General features: G+C 55.0%; 15 protein-coding genes and 1 tRNA gene. 8 read left to right on the top strand and 8 right to left on the bottom strand.

The window, feature by feature from the left end; genetic code table 11:
* Window position 1 precedes the first annotated feature (1 nt).
* Both gcvT and NMA52_RS14130 read left to right on the top strand, forming a co-directional pair.
* Entirely contained in the window at window positions 2-1102 is a 1101-nt protein-coding gene (gene gcvT / locus NMA52_RS14135) for a glycine cleavage system aminomethyltransferase GcvT (RefSeq protein WP_254828343.1), read from the top strand.
* A gap of 68 nt (window positions 1103-1170) precedes the next feature.
* The gene (locus NMA52_RS14130) at window positions 1171-2097 is read left to right on the top strand and encodes a bestrophin family protein (RefSeq protein ID WP_254828342.1); all 927 of its coding nucleotides are present in this window, start codon (window positions 1171-1173) and stop codon (window positions 2095-2097) included.
* Here NMA52_RS14130 and NMA52_RS14125 read toward each other — a convergent pair.
* On the bottom strand, window positions 2094-3455 hold the full coding sequence (locus tag NMA52_RS14125) for a GntP family permease (protein WP_254828341.1): 1362 nt from the start codon (window positions 3453-3455) through the stop codon (window positions 2094-2096). The two genes, NMA52_RS14130 and NMA52_RS14125, sit on opposite strands and share 4 nt — an antisense overlap.
* A 187-nt stretch (window positions 3456-3642) precedes the next feature.
* Here NMA52_RS14125 and NMA52_RS14120 point away from each other — a divergent pair, with 187 nt between their 5' ends.
* Window positions 3643-4602 carry a hypothetical protein gene (locus tag NMA52_RS14120; RefSeq protein WP_254828340.1) on the top strand — a complete coding sequence of 320 codons (960 nt, stop codon included), beginning with the start codon at window positions 3643-3645 and terminating at the stop codon, window positions 4600-4602.
* A gap of 17 nt (window positions 4603-4619) precedes the next feature.
* A complete protein-coding gene (locus NMA52_RS14115; RefSeq protein WP_254828339.1) occupies window positions 4620-5393 on the top strand; it encodes a hypothetical protein in 774 nt (257 codons plus the stop codon).
* Between the two features lie 147 nt (window positions 5394-5540).
* Here the strand turns inward: NMA52_RS14115 and NMA52_RS14110 are convergent, their stop codons facing one another.
* Window positions 5541-6776 carry a LamG-like jellyroll fold domain-containing protein gene (locus tag NMA52_RS14110; RefSeq protein ID WP_254828338.1) on the bottom strand — a complete coding sequence of 412 codons (1236 nt, stop codon included), beginning with the start codon at window positions 6774-6776 and terminating at the stop codon, window positions 5541-5543.
* 211 nt (window positions 6777-6987) lie between these two features.
* Between NMA52_RS14110 and NMA52_RS14105 the strand changes: the two genes are divergently transcribed.
* The 4 genes from NMA52_RS14105 to NMA52_RS19210 all read left to right on the top strand — a co-directional run bounded on the left by NMA52_RS14105 (window position 6988) and on the right by NMA52_RS19210 (window position 9135).
* Window positions 6988-7233: a GlsB/YeaQ/YmgE family stress response membrane protein gene (locus NMA52_RS14105; RefSeq protein WP_183495712.1), complete on the top strand. Its 246-nt coding sequence runs from the start codon at window positions 6988-6990 to the stop codon at window positions 7231-7233.
* Window positions 7234-7324: 91 nt separating this feature from the next.
* A complete protein-coding gene (locus tag NMA52_RS14100; protein WP_254828337.1) occupies window positions 7325-8083 on the top strand; it encodes a metallophosphoesterase in 759 nt (252 codons plus the stop codon).
* A gap of 57 nt (window positions 8084-8140) precedes the next feature.
* Window positions 8141-8212 (top strand) — tRNA-Gln (locus NMA52_RS14095).
* 476 nt (window positions 8213-8688) lie between these two features.
* Window positions 8689-9135: an HNH endonuclease gene (locus tag NMA52_RS19210; protein WP_371930971.1), complete on the top strand. Its 447-nt coding sequence runs from the start codon at window positions 8689-8691 to the stop codon at window positions 9133-9135.
* Here the strand turns inward: NMA52_RS19210 and NMA52_RS14090 are convergent.
* The 6 genes from NMA52_RS14090 to NMA52_RS14065 form a co-directional block, all read right to left on the bottom strand.
* The gene (locus NMA52_RS14090; RefSeq protein ID WP_254828336.1) at window positions 9048-9710 is read right to left on the bottom strand and encodes a hypothetical protein; all 663 of its coding nucleotides are present in this window, start codon (window positions 9708-9710) and stop codon (window positions 9048-9050) included. The genes NMA52_RS19210 and NMA52_RS14090 overlap by 88 nt on opposite strands.
* Before the next feature lie 786 nt (window positions 9711-10496).
* Window positions 10497-11000 carry a hypothetical protein gene (locus NMA52_RS14085; RefSeq protein ID WP_254828335.1) on the bottom strand — a complete coding sequence of 168 codons (504 nt, stop codon included), beginning with the start codon at window positions 10998-11000 and terminating at the stop codon, window positions 10497-10499.
* A 2-nt stretch (window positions 11001-11002) separates the two neighbouring features.
* Complete coding sequence (locus NMA52_RS14080; RefSeq protein ID WP_254828334.1) at window positions 11003-14479, bottom strand: DNA methyltransferase; 3477 nt, start codon at window positions 14477-14479, stop codon at window positions 11003-11005.
* Window positions 14480-14561: 82 nt separating this feature from the next.
* Window positions 14562-16262, bottom strand: coding sequence for a hypothetical protein (locus NMA52_RS14075; RefSeq protein ID WP_254828333.1), 1701 nt, complete (start codon window positions 16260-16262; stop codon window positions 14562-14564).
* 136 nt (window positions 16263-16398) lie between these two features.
* A complete protein-coding gene (locus tag NMA52_RS14070; RefSeq protein WP_254828332.1) occupies window positions 16399-16617 on the bottom strand; it encodes an AlpA family transcriptional regulator in 219 nt (72 codons plus the stop codon).
* Between the two features lie 175 nt (window positions 16618-16792).
* Window positions 16793-18100, bottom strand: coding sequence for a hypothetical protein (locus NMA52_RS14065; protein WP_254828331.1), 1308 nt, complete (start codon window positions 18098-18100; stop codon window positions 16793-16795).
* Between the last annotated feature and the right edge of the window lie 26 nt (window positions 18101-18126).

The raw sequence follows: 18126 nt of genomic DNA, 5'->3' as shown, positions 1-18126 counted from the left end.
TATGCAGACCACGCCCCTGACCGAAACCCACCGCCGCCTGGAAGCCAAGCTCGTCAATTTCGCCGGCTTCGAAATGCCCCTGACCTACACTTCCCTTAAGGAAGAACACCATGCGGTCCGGGAGGCGGCCGGCATCTTCGATGTTTCCCACATGGGAGAGTTCATCGTACGTGGGGCGGGCGCGCAGGAGCTGGTGCAGTACGTAACGAGCAACGACGTGCGGAAACTTGCCGAGGGCCAGGCCCAGTACAGCTGTTTACCGCGGCCCGGGGGCGGCATCGTGGACGACCTTCTGGTGTACCGCCTGCCGGCCAACCCGAAAATGGGCATGAGCGGCGATCATCCCAGCTACATGCTGGTCGTAAACGCCAGCAATATCCGCAAGGACTGGGAATGGATTGCCAGCCACAACTCCTTCGGCGCGGAAATGATCGACATCAGCGACCGCACCGCCCTGCTGGCCGTACAGGGACCGAAGGCCGCCGAGATCCTGCAGCCGCTGACCGACGTGAAATTGGCGGATATCCCGTACTACCATTTCGTGCGGGGCTCGCTGGCCGGCGTGGACAACGTGATCATTTCCGCCACGGGCTACACCGGCTCCGGGGGCTTCGAGCTTTACCTCGACGCCGATCACGCCACCACCGTATGGGACGAAGTACTGCGGGTTGGAAAACCCCACGGTTTGCTGCCGGCCGGTCTCGGGGCCCGCGATACCCTCCGCCTAGAGAAGGGCTACTGCCTCTACGGCAACGACATCAACGACACCACTTCCCCCCTGGAGGCCGGGCTGGGCTGGATCACTAAACTGAACGGCGACGACTTCGTCGGCAAGGAATTTTTGTTGCGCCAGAAGCAGGAGGGCGTTGCGCGCCGGTTGGTAGCTTTTCGCGTCCACGATCGTCGCTCGGCGCGACAGGGCTACCCCATCCTCAGCGAATCCGGCGAGGTGATCGGCGAGGTTACCAGCGGCACCCACGCCCCGAGCCTCGACTATCCCCTCGGGATGGGCTACGTCAAAACGGGCTACCACGCGGTGGGCACCAAACTGCAAATCGACCTGGGCCGGAAGACCATGGCGGCGGAAGTGGTGAAACTGTAGGACGTCCTTAGCCGTTGGACGGTTGTAATACATCCAGCGCGGATTTCCAAATCCAATCCCCCAGAGTTATGATCATTTACAAGTCCAACGGCAGCTGGTTCGGTCACGTAAGTCACCTCACCACGAGCTATACCATGCGCCGTATCCTGACGGCGGTGGGGATACTGGGCACGTACTCCGCCCTGGTCATCGGCGCGATAAAACTGCTCGACCTGCACCGTTACCTGCAGGTGGACAGCACGATCTTCTCCCTACTCGCGGTTATCCTGTCCATATTTCTCGGGTTCCGTACCAATACCGCCTACGACCGGTGGTGGGAAGCCCGCAAGCAATGGGGGGCGCTGGTCAACAACAGCCGCAACCTGGCCGTCTACGTCGATAGTATGTGGCCGGAGTCCAATACGGCTATCCGCCGCTTCATGGCGAAGCACATTGCCAACTTCTGCCTGGCTCTGCCCGAACACCTCCGTCAGGGTACGAAAATCGACAGACTCGTCTACCTCCACCCGGAAGAACGGGCCTACTACGAAACCAAGGACCACGTTCCCAATTTCATCGCCCTGCGCATCTTTCAGCGTATCGCGGAGGCCCATCGGAACGGAGACATCAATGAAGGGGACTACATCAACATCAAAGCCCAGCACCAGAGCCTACTGGACATCCTCGGCGCCTGCGAGCGGATCAAAAAAACACCGATCCCCTTCAGCTACGCCGTCTACCTCAAGGTTTTCGTAACGGCATACGCCATCCTGCTGCCCTTCGGCCTTTCCCAACAGTTCGGATGGGGGACCATTCCCCTGGCCATGCTGATCGGCTTCGCGCTTATCGGGGTCGAACTGATGGGAGAGGAGATCGAGGATCCCTTCGGCCTGGACTGCAACGATCTTCCGACCGGCGATATCGCCCGCACCATCCAGCGCAACGTGTTTGAAATCCTGGAGGACCGTGCCCCCGCCGCGGAACTGGAGCAGGAACTGTACGAAAAGGTGTTCTAGAGCAGCGTGCTCACCCAGTACACCACCAGCACCGTTAGAAAACTGGTTACACCCATCACGCCCGTCAGTACGGTATAGGAACGGTAGGCATCCCCTACTTCAATACCGGCAAAGCGGGTCACCACCCAGAAGTAGCTGTCGTTGGCGTGGCTGACGGTCATGGCTCCCGCGCCGATGGCCAGCGTCATAAGCGCCAGCTCCAGATCGTTCGCGAAGCCGGCCAGGGGGAGCAGGGGAAACAGTACGGAGGAGGCGATGACCAGGGCTCCGGTACTGCTGCCCTGAGCGGTCTTCAGGAGTGCCGCGATTCCGAAGCCCAACAGGAGCAGGGCGGAGCCCGAAACCGCTTCCCCCTCCATCCAGCTTGCAATATCCGTAGCTAAGGTTGAGGCCTTCAGTACGGCGCCGAACGCACCGCCGAGTCCCGTAATGATCAGAATCGGTCCCGCCAGACTAAGGGCGTCGGCGATCCAGTCGAGCCGGCGATCGGTGTGGGGCAGGCGCAGAGCCAGGCCGCACCCCAGCAGCAGGGCTACGGTGGGGTCGAAGAGAAAGAAGAGTAGGGGGTAGTCCCCGTCCGTCACCATCCGCAACAGGGAGCCCAGGGCGATGAGCAGAACGGGCAGTAACAGGGGCAGCAGGCTCGCGGACGCGGAGGGGAGGCGGTCCGACGGTGCTTCCCGCTCCGAGACGGGCGGCACGGCCTCGACGGTAGCCCCGAGGCGGGCGGCCCCTTGCCAGATGACGAGTAGGGTGGGTAGGCAGACGATCGCCGCCAACAGCATAATGGTGCCCAGCGCGCCGTCCGCTCCGAGATTGGCGGCCGCCGCTAGCGGACCCGGCGTGGGCGGCATGAGGGTATGCGTCAGGTAAAGTCCACCGGCCAGGCTCAGTGCCAGTACCGCCACCGGTTTGCCGGATCGCGCGGCGAGGGCCGGCAGCAGGCCGGCCAGAATGATGTAGCCGCTGTCGCAGAACACGGGCACCGACACCACGGCACCGAGGGTAGCAAGCCGTAATCCCGGCCGGCTCCCGGAACCCAGCAATAGATCAGCAATGCGGTGAGCCGCCCCCGATCGCTCAAGCGCCACGCCGATGATGCTCCCGAGTACGATGAGCAGTCCTACGGAGGCCAGCAGCCCGCCGAATCCCTCGCGGATGCGGTCGAGAACGCCGGTCGGCGGCAGTCCTATACCGAGGCCCAGCCCGAGGGTGGCCAGCAGCAAACAGAAGAAAGGATGCCATCCCCACCGTGCGCTGGCAACGATGATGAAAACGATGGCCAGCAAAATGGCGAACAGCAGGGAAATACCGGTGAGCAAGGGGGAAAGCTTGGTTTTGCCGAATGTACGGACCATTCGTGGCAGACTACAAGCATTCGTCGATACAATCCTAGGAGTGCTCGAAGGAATTTGCGCGGCAGGTCCAACGGGCAGATATTAGATCCATCAACCCGGAAAAAGGATTAATACCCCTAATAGTAGGGTTGCAACCCTCGGTAATTTCCCCCGTCCTTTAATCACCAACCGCTCAGCAATTATCACCATGAAACGCTTCCTTCCTCTCCTTGCCGTCCTCATCGTCGTCTTCGCCGCGGCACCGCTCGCGGCAAAGAAGGGCGAAAGCATCTTCGATCGCTGGAGTCACACGGCAAACAAAACCATCGAACTGCACCTCGATTTCGACAGTCTCGAGGCCAACCGCTTCAACGCCAACGAAATCCGCGGCACCGTCATCGATAACGGTATTCCCCTGGCCGTAGACATCTCCGTACGCGGTCGCTACCGCCGGCGGACATGCTCGATGCCCCCCATCAAGCTGCAGTTCGACAAGGACCTCCTCCGCAGCGTGGGACTGAACACCCACAATGACTACAAATTAGTCACTCACTGTACCGACGACGAGGACGGGCAGGACGCCATCGTGCGTGAGCAGCTCGCCTACGAACTCTACCGTACCGTGGATCCCACCGCCAGCTTCCGCACCCAGTTGCTGACCATCATCTACGTCAATACCGCCGACGGCAGCACCTCCACCGGATACGCCGTCCTGATCGAGGATACCGACGAACTGAAGGACCGCCTGGCCGCCGAAAATTGCTCGGACTGCTACGCCACGCCCCACGCGGCGTACGACAACATCGAGCGCGTTACCCTCTTCCAGTACATGATCGGCAATGCCGACTTCAGCACCCGGCAGATCCGCAACCTGAAGATGATGCGCACCGAGAACGGTCGGTTTACCGCCGTACCCTACGACTTTGATTTCTGTGGCCTGGTCAACCCCCAGTACACCAAGATGTCCCTCACCGAACGGCAGTTTGTCTGGGATTTCGAATCCATTCCTGATCTCGACAGCGCCACCGCGGAATTTCTCCTGCTCAAGGAGGAGCTACTGGCCCAGGTCTCCGACAACGAACTGCTCTCCGGCGAAAGCAAACGGGAGATCACCAAGTACCTCAAATCTTTTTTCCGCGATCTGCGGGCCGGCAAGATCGGCGCGTAACGTCCTACCTTCACGGCATGGACGCCGCCCGCCTCATCAGTTTTTACCTGCCCGCCGCCCTGATGGCCGCCAGCCTGCTGGCGGCCATCGGCATTGGCGGCCTGTTCTTTCTTAAGCGCAGCGGCGAGGTACGTGCTAACCGGTTATACGGCGGACTGCTTATCGCCGGAGGGCTCACCCAACTTCACTTTCTGCTCCTCTTCTCGGGACTCACCCTCCGCCATCCGGAACTGGAGTTTCTGCCGATCTACTTTACGCTCTGGTTGCCCGTACTGCTCTTTCTGCACGTCAAACTCAGCCTGTACCCCCACTATCGGCTGCGGTGGACGGATCTGAAACACTTCATCTTTCCACTGGCACAGTTACTCTTTTTCGTGTCGATCTGGATCGTACCCAGCTTCCGGCGCCCGGAGGGCCGTTACTTCTACAGCCCCTTTTACGGCGGGCTGGAGCAGGCCCTTTACCTCATCATCTGGCCGTCGTACATCATTTTCGCCTACCAGTATCTGCGCCGCAGGCGGGCCCAACTCCGGCGGCGCAGCCTTCCTCGCTTACTGTGGTACCTGCGTAAATTGCTCAAGGGCAGTATGCTCTTCGTCATCGCATACGCGATCCTGGCCCTCAGCGACTTCATCAGTTACAACTACTTCTTCGTGGATCTCCGGAACCGGGAGTGGTACGCGGGAATGCAGTCACTCTCCTACACCGTACTGCTCCTCTGGCTGACGACTTACGGGTTCCAGGTCCTGCTCTGGGGACGGCGGTTGCTCCGCGCCGGGGCAATGGAATGAAGCGACTTACTTCAGGAGAGCGGTTTAGTCTCCGTCGTGCAACCAGACTACGGCTACGCCGGGCGGCAATACTTTTTCGTCGGGCGGGGACGCGGGTGCGGTGGAAACCAGGGAAAGCCACGTGGCGTGGCCGTGACCCGAATCTTCCTACCGCAGTATCGTTACGCTTCCGCTCCGGACCACTTCCTGGTCTTCACAACGGTAGACGACCCGCCAGACCATTACGCCGGGGTTAACGGGCTGACCCTTAAAACTGCCGTCCCAGCGGGCGAAGGGATCGTTAGTGCGGAACACTTGTCCTCCGTACCGGTCGTATATTTCGAAGGACACCAGTTCCGGCACGGCGAAGGGATTAGAAATGCCAAAGTCCTCATTGGCCGCGGGGCCGATGCCGTTGGGGGTGAAGGCCTTCGGGAGAAACAGTTGGGTACAGTCCAGGGAGTCCGGGTCGATCACTTGTAGTACGATGCTGTCCCTGGCAACGCAGCTACTGATCTCGTCCGCGATCCGGACCCGGTAGACCTGCCTTCCCGCCACTACCGGGGTGATGGTCGGCTCCGCTTCGGTAGGAGTCTCTACGCCCGCCGTTGGTGACCAGCTGAAGGAAGTTCCACAGTTACTGTTAAGCGTGATGTCGATGCTTTCGCTGAGGAACAGGAGCGTGGAGGGCGTCAGGATGCGGTCGGGCGCGAAGTACAATTCCTGCACTTCGGAAGGGGGCAGCGCCCGCCCGTAGATGCGTACTTCGTCGATCAGCCCGGCGAAGGGTTGACCGTCCGGCGCCGAACAAGCGGAAGCTCCGATGAGCAGATCGCCGGTGTTGTCGATGTTGATCCGGTTGCTGGTCAGCACGTCGGCCACTTCCGTACCATTCAGGAATAGCCGTAGTCGGTTGTTCTCCCGCACCAGGGCCAGATGCTGCCAGCAGGATGCGTTGGTGATCACGTGAGTCAGCGTCGCGGACTCGTTACCCTGGCGCAGGGTGGCTTCCACCGTACGGCTGGCGGGTGCGTAGCGCACGTGGAAGTACTGCTCGTCGGCACAGCTCGTATCACGTTTGGAGATCAGGTAGCGATTGCCGTCGGTAGCCGTGGACTTGAAGTAAAGGCTGAGCGTAAAGTCCTCATCGTCGAACTCCCGGTTGACGTTGTTGGAGGCTCCCCCGGGAATACGCACGAAGTCCTCATTGCCGCCCAGCAGCAGGGCCTGATCGACCACGCCGCAGTCGAAATCCACCGCCCCGACCGGCACCCCGAGATTGGAGGCCTCCCCGCCGGCGTCGCCGAGGTTGCTTTCGAAGGGGTAGTAAGCGGAAAGCCCGAGGGTGGACTGCGCGGCCACGGCCACCGGAAACAGCAAGGATAAGAACAGAAGACGGCGCATGAGACAAATTAACTGATCGGAAGCCCTTCCGACAGGCGCCCAAAGGTACGGTGCGCCGGCGGAGCGATGCCAGGGCCGGCAAGACGGGAAGCCGCAAGAAACGGGCTACGGACGGTAGGAAATAAATGGTTAATTTGACACGTAGCGAACAAATACCCTATTTTTTGGCTCTAAGCTGTAATCATTCATCAAAACAAAAAATACACGCCTTATGGGTATACTTGCCTGGATACTACTTGGCCTCGTGGCCGGCGCTCTTGCCAAATGGATCATGCCCGGACCGGACCCCGGCGGGTGGATCGTAACCATCCTCATCGGCATCGTCGGTGCGGTGATCGGTGGCTTCATCGGCGGCGCACTGGGCTTCGGTGGAGTTGACGGTTTCAACATCGGCTCCATCCTCATTGCCGTACTTGGTGCCATCGTTCTTCTGTTTTTGTACCGAAAACTGGCCTAAACGAGCAAACTGACGTAATTAAAGCGACCTTTCCGCACTAGCGGGGAGGTCGCTTTTGTTATTTTACCAACCAGAATCCAAAACTCCGATCGTGTCGTCACGCATCGTTCAAATCACGGACCCCCACCTGCTTGCTCCGGGCGAAACCCTGATGGGACTTGACGTGACCGGACGTCTGGAAGACGTGCTGCAGCTGGCCGAGGAACTCGACCCTGACGCGTACTTCTTCACGGGCGACTTCTGCGCCCACGAGCCCGTGCAGGAGGTGTACCACCGCTTACGGGAGCGGCTCGACCGCCTGCCGGCCCCTTACTACCTCACGGCGGGCAACCATGACGACCGGGAGATGATGCGCCGGGCCTTCGATCTGCCGGGGCGCGGGCAGGAGGGAATTTGCGGACGGGTAGCCGTACACGATCAAAGTTTTCTCTTCCTGGATTCCAGCCCGGGATTCGTGGACGATCAGCAGCTGGACTGGCTCACCGAGGCCCTGGTGGAACACCCGGTTTCCGATATCGTGATCCACCACCCGCCCATCGCGCTCGGGGTGAAATTTATGGACGCTAAGTATCCCCTCCGCAAAACGGAGCGACTCCTCCGACTCATCACGGAAGATGGGGTACGGCGCCGGGTCTTCTGCGGACACTACCATTCGGTGCGCACGGTAAGTCACGGCAATCTCGATGTCTACCTCTGCCCTCCGACCAGCTTTTTCATCGACCCCGCCGCCGATGAATTCTCCATGGTCGAACGCGCCCCCGGCTGCCAACTCCTCGAATGGACTTATGGGGGAGACTTTCGCTATACCGCCTATGCAACTTCCACCGTACGCGAGGAGTTACAAAAATAGCGGCGCGCTTGTGAGATATTCCGTCCCGCTGTATATTTGCGGCCGCTAACGGCACTCAGACCCATGGTGTAATTGGCAACACAACAGATTTTGGTTCTGTCGTTCAAGGTTCGAGTCCTTGTGGGTCTACACTAGCAACTTAGAAAGCCTCTGACTATCAATTAGTTAGGGGCTTTCTTCCTTCTGGAGGGGACGTTTTAGGGGACGTTTTAGCTTCTTTCAGGTGAAGCTGGCTGAGGCTGGAGCCTCTTTCGACTGCTGACAGCTGTTCGTTCTCCGCTAACTCACGGAGGTGGTTACAAAGTGGTTAAGTCCGTTTCCATGTCACAACCTCCGCTATCCCTTCCCCTTTATGAGTTCTAAGTAGAATTTTTTTGCAGCACCGTCTGTTACAAGGCTCATTTTGCTGCTCTGCCGCTAAATGCACTGGGAGTCTCCTACTTAATTTATAAGTTGGGGAGGTTATTTTGCCACTTGGTTAGTGAGTGATCTTGCTTTGTTGGGTTGCTTGCAGAAACCTTAGTTGTACGAAAAAGTGATAGAGCCTTGAAAATTTTGAAAAGTCAAGCACGTTTCATTCTTTCTTACACCTCAAATTTTACAACATGGTTGATAAATTCAAGCGCTATCAGACAGGGCTAACCCTTACAAGATTGTTTCCTCAACCAGACAAGTCAAAGTGTGCCTGTGGCTGTAACGCACATCTTTCGCGAAACCGGAGGAGATGGGCCACCAAGGAATGTCAAATGCATGCGCTGAAAAATTTTCTGATTGTTAAGGGAGACACTGGAACAATTCGAAACGAATTGTTCCATCTTGACAAAGGATTTTGTAGGTGGTGTGGCATTCATGACCCACAATGGGAAGCTGATCATATCTTGCCTGTCTACCAAGGTGGAGGTGCAACGTCAATCGAAAATTTTCAGACTTTATGTAAAAGCTGTCACCTAGAAAAGACTAGAGCTCACAACGAGTCCCACCGTAGCCGAATCTCCTCACATGCAGTTTCTACGTTTTGCAAACGCCGCTTAAAGGCCTTGGGAGCAGAATAAACTTGCTCCCCATGAAAGTCTACTGACAAACAAAAATCGTGACAAACCTTTTCTTCCCCTTGTAAGAGGTTTTCCTCTACAAACTTACTAAGGAGTGTGGCTATGGTTTTGCTTCCTTCTTCTCCTATCCTCACGCCTTTGCTAGTGTAGTATTTGATAGCGCCGACTACAGGCTTGTCTTTTATGTGGCCTTTAATGATCGCATCTGGGTTGACACTAATATCCACTCCAGCAATATTCATCTTTGGGTTGTCTCCCTTGTAGGCCAAAACATCAAAACCATGCAGATCGGGGAGTTCTAGAACTGGTAGAAGCTCTAGGAAGTCAATGGAACCCCGTTGATTCTGTTCATGCCAAGGTGACTCAGGCTTCTTTTCTTCAAACTTTTTGATTGCAGCTTTCAGTACATTGTCGTCATAACCGGACGTGAAATACGCCGTGATGTCCGTTCTAACTTCGCTGTATCTTGCAACTTTTATTACGGGTGGGTACTTAGCGTCTTTCACAATCGCCTTGCGCCTTGCTAAACTGGCTTCAACGTATTCACCTAGCTTGTTTAAAGAAATTCGGGGCATAATCTTTTTTTGAGTATTAATGCTTATGTAGTTGAATAGTTTTATTCAGTGGGACACTGCCGAAGATAATACGGGGGTTTTGTCTCCTTTTCGCAGCTACTCGTCGGTTTGACCTACGAAGTGGTTGAGCAGAAGCAGACCGTCCAAAATGCGTTTCTTCTGTGACCCTTCATCTATGTCCAGCTTTTAAATCGAGCAAGCTTAAAGAACGCATCTTCATGCTTCCAGAGCGCCACCTTGTACCTCACATAAGTTTTGTAAAGCCCCCGGTACATTTTCGGCTTCTCCTTTGGCCAGGGCGGGGGGGCGGGCTTTGCCAATCGCATAATTTTACTTTCAGTTTGGCTGTGGTTCATGGTGTTCTTAAAAGCGCGGCGGCTGTAGAAATAGCCGTCGGCGAAGTAAAACGTTCGGCACCGCTTGCCCGTACTGGGGCAAAGGAAGTACCGCACCCGACCCCGCCCCGCGCCTAAGTTGCTAGGTTGCGCGCCAAGGCGTATCGACTGCTGTATTCGCTCGTTAGCCCCATTAATGTATCTGACGGTTAACTGTCCGTGCTGGCCCTACGTCGTTACCTCTAGCCTCATACTTGCTACGGGGCGTCCTTTCTTACTCCAGTGTAAAGTGCCTTCAATAAGCTCTTCGCTGACCAGGTAGCCCCGGTCAATCAAGAAACGAAGGCGAAGGGTTAACATGTCGTCTAGTACCGGGGTGCCGGGGCTGGGTCTTCCCATTTATAACCTAGATAGTTAAGGATCTACCTAAAATACTTAAATATTGATCTTTTCAGAGGTAGTTTAGTGCCTTTAACAGAGCTACCAGGCTTATGAGAAATGATAGACCAGATAAAATCAGTGAAATAGGCTTTTCTAGTACAGAATACCTTAAATGTTTAGCTTGTATTGTATTCAGCTTCAACTCAAACCTTTCGGTAAGATCCTCAATTTCTTTCTCTATTTTTTCAAGTTGGAGCCCTTCAAGTTTCCTTTTTTCTTCATGTTGGGCTTTGTCGCGCAAGTAGCTAGCTAAATATCCATCCTCTATAGCCTCACGGCCTTTTGTAGTAAGTTGAAGCCAATCTTTACCCTCCCCTTCAAAATAAATATAACCTTCATCAATAAGCGTTTTGACTGCTATTCCTATATCAGAGGAGTCAAACTCCAAATCAAGCGACTTAGAAAGGTTGAAGTGCATAAAGTTTATAGTACCTACTTCCTTGTATTCTTGGGAAAGTATAGAGAAAACTTCTCCGGTGATTTTTCGAATTTCGGGTATGTTGGTAGAATTCATAATTAGCTTTTCCAATATTTTTCAATTTTTTCCACTTGTCCGAGGCTCTCCATCATCTCCAGCAGCTTCTCTGCCACTCCTTGGCGCTTCTTAGTTAGTCTAGGCTTGAAGGCGTCAGCGATAGCTCCAAGGCTTAACGGGGCGTCCCCGACCTCTCGTAGCAGGTCGCGGAGAGTAGTCACTTGAGCGGTAAGGTCTTTCGCAGGCCACTTCCGCTTTTCGGCCACTACGGCAACTGGGGTTAATTCGTCATTATCCAACTCCAGCTCAGACTGAACGCCATTGCTTTCTTTTGGGGCCTGGTACTCAGGGCGGAGCCAACGGACCAGCCCACGCGCTTCCTCTGCTGCCCGTTCCGCGTTCAGGTCAACTAGCCGTTGTAGGATTTCCTGCGTCACGTCGTCCTGGAGCCGGGCGTCGCTGGAGTTTGGGTTGCCCTCAATCAAGTCTTCCCAGCCGTAGGCCTTCGCTACAGCTACGTCCAGCTCATCGTGTAGCTGTTTGAGAATGCCAACTAGCCCCTGTTCGTGGATCTTACGTTCCTTGTCGTCCAACGGCTCGCCGGAGCGGAGCTTTACCAGCACGTTGTACATGCCGGTCATGGTGAGCTTAGGTTGCTGGGCCTGCTGGCGCTTGCGGTGGCCGTCTAGGCGTTCGGCCAGGTCGCGGATGGTTTGCTTTTGGGCTTCGGTGGAATCAGGGAAGGGGAAGGTTTCGAAGCAGCGAGTTTTGTTGTAGCGTGGACGATCTTCTAATGTTCCCCCCGCCATTAATGCCCAGTTCACATGCAAAGAGCTAGACAACACTCCCAGATAGTACGCATCCTCAAGAGCTACGTTAACGAGCATATTATCTGGCAAAATTTCTTTGTTGAGAAAAACAAAAAAGCGATGCTTGGAGGTCTCAACCGTTGCGATGTAACGGTTAAGTCCTGATAGCAAGGGTCTGAACGTCCTACGGGCTTCGCCAAATAGCCACCAGTTGTCACGATAGGTAGCCCGTCTATTTTGGTCTCGCTCTGGTTTGACGTGCTCGTAAAGATGCTGATACACCGACGGGTATTTTTCAAGCACTTCTCGATCACTGAATCCAAATAAATCAATTACAAGAACCCCTCTCGGAGTACTTGTTAGGTCTCTGCCATTACGGTATTCCTTTATCACATCATTTGGGTAACCGAGACCTCGGGCTTTCTCTATATCTACGATGAACCCCGAACCATGAAGTTTGACACCTGGAGAGCTTACGCCAGTATTTGCTTCTAGCTGTATGGCGCTTGCTACGTCGGCACCAGCAGCTAAATCAGCCTGAATTTTTCCGTTCTTTTGAGTCGTCGTCACCTCGGCGGCCAGATCACCACTTTGGTCGATCTCGGCTACTACACGCTGTAGTTTCCCGACTTCCTCTCCTGGCACCCCCACCGTCATAGCAATCCGCACCGCCGCACCATCCGCGCTATCCACCCAGGGGTGATCCGGCACGGCAAACACGAGTGATAGTGGCTTCTTCTGCCCCATATGGTGCTGAATGACCCGCCGGTTGAAGGTCTGCCGGATACTGTTGGTGGTGATGAAGCCGAAGCGTTCCGTCTCGCTGGTCCGCACCGCTTCCGCCGCCGTATCCCACCAAAACATGACGAAGTCCGCCGAATCCGGGACGTTCTTATAGGCGTTGCGCAGCGCTTCGGTGTACCCGTCCCCCAGGCTTTCCCGCATGCGGCTCGTACCAATAAACGGCGGGTTCCCCACGATAAAATCCGCATGAGGCCAGTCTGCCTTGCTCGCCCCAATGTACCGTTGCACCTGCGTCCGCGCCGCCTCATTTGGTACGGATTTGCCGGTGACGGGGTGGGTCTTGAAGGTGATGCCGTCCCAGCGAGTAACGGGCTGGCCCTGCTCGTCAAGTAGCGGCTCGGTGCGCTCCCAAGCGAGCACAGCGTCCCGGTTTTCGATGTTATGGTAGTCGCGGATGATCGGCTCCCCCAGGTCGTTCACGCCGCCTGTACTGCGTAGGTGCCACTGTAAGTAACCAATCCACAGCACCAGTTCCGCAATGGCGGCGGCGCGCGGGTTGATCTCGATGCCCAGCATGTTTGCTGGAGTAATGGTGGCCCCAGTGAGGCCTATGCTTATTTGTCCCTGCCCCAGGTCCCGGAGGGTGTTGCGAACCTCTCCCTCCAGGCGTTTTAGCAGCTCCAGGGTAACGTAAAGGAAGTTTCCACTACCACAGGCGGGGTCAAGTACGCGGAGATCGGCTAGGCGCTGCAAGAAGCCTTCCACGCTCTTTATCGCCTTGTCGGTATTGCCGTCGTCGGCTAGGGCAAGGGCGGCCGTTTGTACGCTTTCCCATTCGTGGCGAAGCGGCTCTAAAATTGTAGGTTGTACCAATCGCTCCACGTAAGCGCGGGGGGTGTAGTGTGCCCCCAGGCTGTGACGTTCGCGGGGGTCTAGAGCGCGTTCCAGCAGTGTGCCGAAAATGGCCGGTTCTACTTCCCGCCAATCGGCCCGCGCCGCTTCCACTAGGAGTTGAATTTCATCCTCATTGAGGGGGAGGGCGGTTTGGTCCGCAAAGAGTCCGCCGTTGAAGTGTTTTACCTGTGCGTTGAGGGCTACGCTCCAGCCGCCCTTGTCCATCGTTAGCCACAGGGACGCAAGGTTAGGCGCGAAGCCCGCTGGTTGATCTTTGGTGCGCTCTAGGAGCTCCGTAAAGGCTTTTTCCGGTAGTAGTCCGGCATCCTCCGCGAACATGGTAAATAGGCACCGCATAAGGAAACCAGCTACTACTTCCGTTGCGTGTTCGTTCTCCAGGCTTTTCGCCAGTTTAGCCAGCCGGTCTGCAATAAGCTTAGTAACCCGCGCACTGCGGCGGGCGGGGTCTAGGGCAAGGGGATCGGCCCAGACCAACCGCAGTCGTTCGCGGAGTTCCTCGCGGTGAAGTTCCGTTATCGGAATACGGTAATTATTCGGGTCGGGGAAGGGTTGGTAGATGCCCCCGGCGCGGCTCCAGTCCGCGTACAAAGCGATGCTGTGACCCACGTCGGCCACCATAATAAAGGGTGGTCGGCCACCTTTGATCTCCGAGACGTTCAACAGACGGGCGTAATTCTCTGCCTGTTTTTTGGCCTTCTCCATTGCTACGTCCCAGCCGTGCGTACCCCGCTTTCCGTGACCCTTTTTGCGAGAACGTAGGTGCCGGGTTCTTTCCGCACTGATTGCCTCCTGGCTTTCTAGGGTTGCACCCTGCTTGTTCTCCAGGATGAAGTGACCGCGCTTGTAGCAGTCGATCTTCTTGACATTACCCTTAGCCGTTGGGACGGACTTTTCAAATACGTAGGTGTTTTGACTTTCATCTGGTACGGTTGGGTCAGGCTTTTGAACTTTCAGCACCTCACAAAGGTCATTGGTAAAGCTTTGGGCATTACTAGACTCTGCGGCACCAGAAACGGACCACTTTTTTACAAACTCGGGGACGGTAAGCATCCAGGAAAGGTATATAAAAACCCTGCATCCGTTACGAACTCAGGTGTAGTTTGATACTTGTGTTCTGCCACGTATTGATGTGCTAGGGCGTATAGAGTGCAGTGTTGGTATTCTGAACTCTAGTAGCGTACTCTTGAAGATTGTACTCTTCCGCTATCAGTTGCATCAGCGTTTTGGGTAATAGGTTGCCAAGATCGGTTGCTAATTTATCGCCAGCATCAGTCAACGCATCGGTTACAAGCGCACTGACAACTTTCGCATCAACATCGCATCCATTGGCGGAGAGGGTTTCGGAAAATCGAGAGAGGCGTTCAGGGCTAGTCAATCCGTATAGGATTTCCCGCCTTAGTTCCGTCATCAAGTGAACGCGTAGATAAGAGTTCGCGCCACCATCTTGCTTCAGTAACTTCACAGTTTGCTTCGCCGCGAAGGTGGAGGATGCCATTCGAGTCTTTACGGGCCGCCTACAGGCTATTATGGGGCTTTTTTGGCTATCCCTGTTGGTGTGACTATGAAGGTCCAGGTAGTGCCGCTCTATAGCATCCCAGTTGAAGAAAGTAGCCGTGGCGTAATCGTCTTTCCCGACTTTTTTCCGGAAGGTGAAAGCTGCTTCTATCTGGGTACGGAAAACGGCAAGCCTCACTGCCGGATCAAGCAGCGCCCGAACCGTAACGGGGCGGAGGGTGCCAGTGCTGTCTGTCACTTCCAGCCGCTTAAATTCCTTCCCCCTTATATGAAGCTCAAGCCGAACGAGTTGTTTTGACTGTCCAGGCACTGCTACGCCGTCAGCCACGGCACGGTCTGCTATGTACTGTCGATTGCGGCGTTCCAGGTCTTTTCCGTTGCGGTACATATTGAAGGATCGGGGAGAGTCGTATTGACCCACACGCATCCCCTCCATTTTATCCCCGTCGCCAATTGTCAGCCCCCATTGCCGGCCGCCCTTCCGTTTCAAACTGTGAGTAAGAATGTACTCGGGAATAGCAAGGTAAGCGGGGTGGGTAGTTTGAATCTCCCAGTGAGTCAGGGTTTCCCCGGTAGCTCCAACCGCATCCAGAAAGCCAATAAGTAGCGTCAACCCTTCGCCGGTATAGTGAAGGTGGTTCTCTACGTGAAACTTGAAGATGTACTGTTTGCCTCTAAATGGGTGGGTATATATGGTGAGCGCCGTATCTAGATGGTCAGTGTGGTAAACGTGGTACACCCGTCGGTAGCCTCCCCGCCCCCACGGTTGCGGTTGCAGGGTGTAAGCGCCATAAGTGAGAATCTCATCTTCTTCCGTGAAGAGGAGGCTCGGAGCTTGTTCAGGTACAGAGGCGGTAGACAAGCAAGCGTATCCATCCAACCGATCATCCGTAAGGCTTAGCCGGTCCAAGAGAGGAAAAGGAGGAAGGGTTTTTAATGCTGGGTGCGCCTTTATTCTACGGCTGTCGCGGTTTTGGTCCTGCTCCTCTCCAGACGGTTCCTTACTCCCGATGTTCCCCCTACTTTCTCTGTTATTGCTTTTGGTGCCGGGGACGTGTTCAGCGGGCTGAAGGGTGCCGGTAGGGGGTGATTGAACCTCCTTACAGTAGAGGGGGACAATCGCCCCGGAAACGCTTCCTGCGGGGGTGGGATAACACAGAGCGGGAACCTCTGAAGCGTCTCGCTCAGCAAGGAAGGCGTGGAACGGACCGACGGAGCTGGGGAAGCCCTCTAATTCAAAGTTGGAGTTGGCGAGGAGGGGGTAGCTTGTGCCAGAGGGGCATAGGTCAGCTAGACCGTCAGGCAGTATCTTTGCCATACGGTTACGGTTTATTAGGCTGTAGCACTGTTGGGGGTTGGTCTGTTAGTTTGGCGACTCGGACCGACCCCCGCTGTTTGCGTGGCCCGATGAAATGAGAAAAGGCCCCGTCCGGAATGGCGGGGCCTGTTTATGATTACACGGTGCGGGCGAGCTTTTCTACTTCCACGCGTAGTAGGCGAACGTTGCGCATGCCGACCCGCTTTTTCTGAAGCAGACCGTCTTTGATGTAGTTGTCAACGGTGCTGAGGCTGACGCTGAGAAGGTCGGCGGCCTGTTGGCGGGTGATAAGAGCAGGGAGCTCACTGGCCTCTTCCTTCTCGGATATTGTGGTGGACCTCTCTATGTTACGCAAAGCGCTAGTGAGAGCGTCAGCAACGATCTGCCTTAGGTGGTCGGCGGGGACTACTACTAGGTCAGGGAGAGTAGATAGTGGGGGAGTCTGGTGGTGCATTAGGGTTTATTTGTTCCCCAAATTTTGGAGCGTGCACCCTTGCTGCATCAATGCAACTTGCAATTGTTTTGCAATTCTAGACTTTACGAGGCCTAATCTGACGTATAAACTCCCAATCTATATGGTCGTTGTTGTCCTCTAACTCCTTGATAATCCCATCTATCAGTGGGCTGGTGATCCAGGGTCTGCCTCGGGTATATCTCGTTCTGTCGGACCTGTATGAACTCACTGCTTTTTTTCGTCCCCATCTAGCTGCAACAGCTTTTGCAACAGCCTCGTACTGCTTAGTTGTAAATCCCGTGCCGGGTTCGTTGTTGATAAAGGACTTTAAAACGAATCGGTATTCTGCGGATCGGTCGCCTGGGTTTTGGCTATTAGAATGAACATGAGTTGCTTGTGGCACTAGCTCTTTAGTAAACCGGTAGAGTGCTTCCGCATCTCCAGGCTCAAACTTTACTTTCATTGTCCGAAGTAGCTCCGCCGGGGCGTAGTGGTAAAATTTTAGGCCGTTAGAGGAAGCTATGTAATCCCACCAATCGTAGGTCTCATTTTGCCACTTTCGAGGACCTGACGTGTCCTTTGCTTCATTGGGAGTTGTTGCATAACCACCACGCGTAAAGGTCATTAAACCAGCAAAATCCCGATCCTTGAAAACACGATCGTAAAGCTCAAGAAGTCGTTTTCGTTCGGGGTGGTCGGGTGGTAAGTGCCCGGTATTTTGTGCGTGCCGTTCCCGATAAGCTGACAGCACTGCTTGCACGTACTGCTCACTAAGTTCCTGCTGCTTCCCCTCAATTTTCTGAAATTCCGATTCGGGGAGGAAGGTCACGGAATACTTCTTGCCGATCTCTTTCGAGCGTTTAAAGCTGTTTAGCTTAACAAGTAGTCCCCAAACTTTTCCACGTGTACGAATGAAGCTGGGGTCAACTTTAAACTTGCCGAGCTCCCAATCTTCATAGGTTTGAGTGTCCAGGTGCATGCTGGAAAAAACATCTGGGGAGAATAATTCCAGTTCTTGTAGATTCTCAATGTGGTTCCACACCTGACCTCCATAGTTAGGATCATGATCTTGCAGAAATCCTAGAATTGTGTGCTGGAAGCGCTCCTCTAGAACATCTTCCTCCGTGATTCGCCCATTCCATTCCATTGCGCGGTCAGTAGGGTAATGAGCAGTAATGATAAGTTGGTCGATCTCCGAGTAAAACCGTAGACGTTGGTAGCGCTCGGAGGGCTCTTTCCTAATTTTCAGAACGATTTCTAGACAACGCGTGACTAATTTGTCAATTTCAGCCTCCGTTAATGGCCTTGATTCACCCTTGGTGCGTACGTTGTCAATGTGCTGTACATGCTTTCGGATTTCAGTTACGCTTTCTGTCAGTTCCATGCTCTCATCTTGCTAGGGAGGGGTCT

This window comes from Lewinella sp. JB7 (assembly GCF_024297185.1).
GTDB lineage: Bacteria > Bacteroidota > Bacteroidia > Chitinophagales > Saprospiraceae > Neolewinella.
Note: the sequence above shows the minus strand (reverse complement) of the source record. Positions and strands in the feature narration are given on the sequence as shown.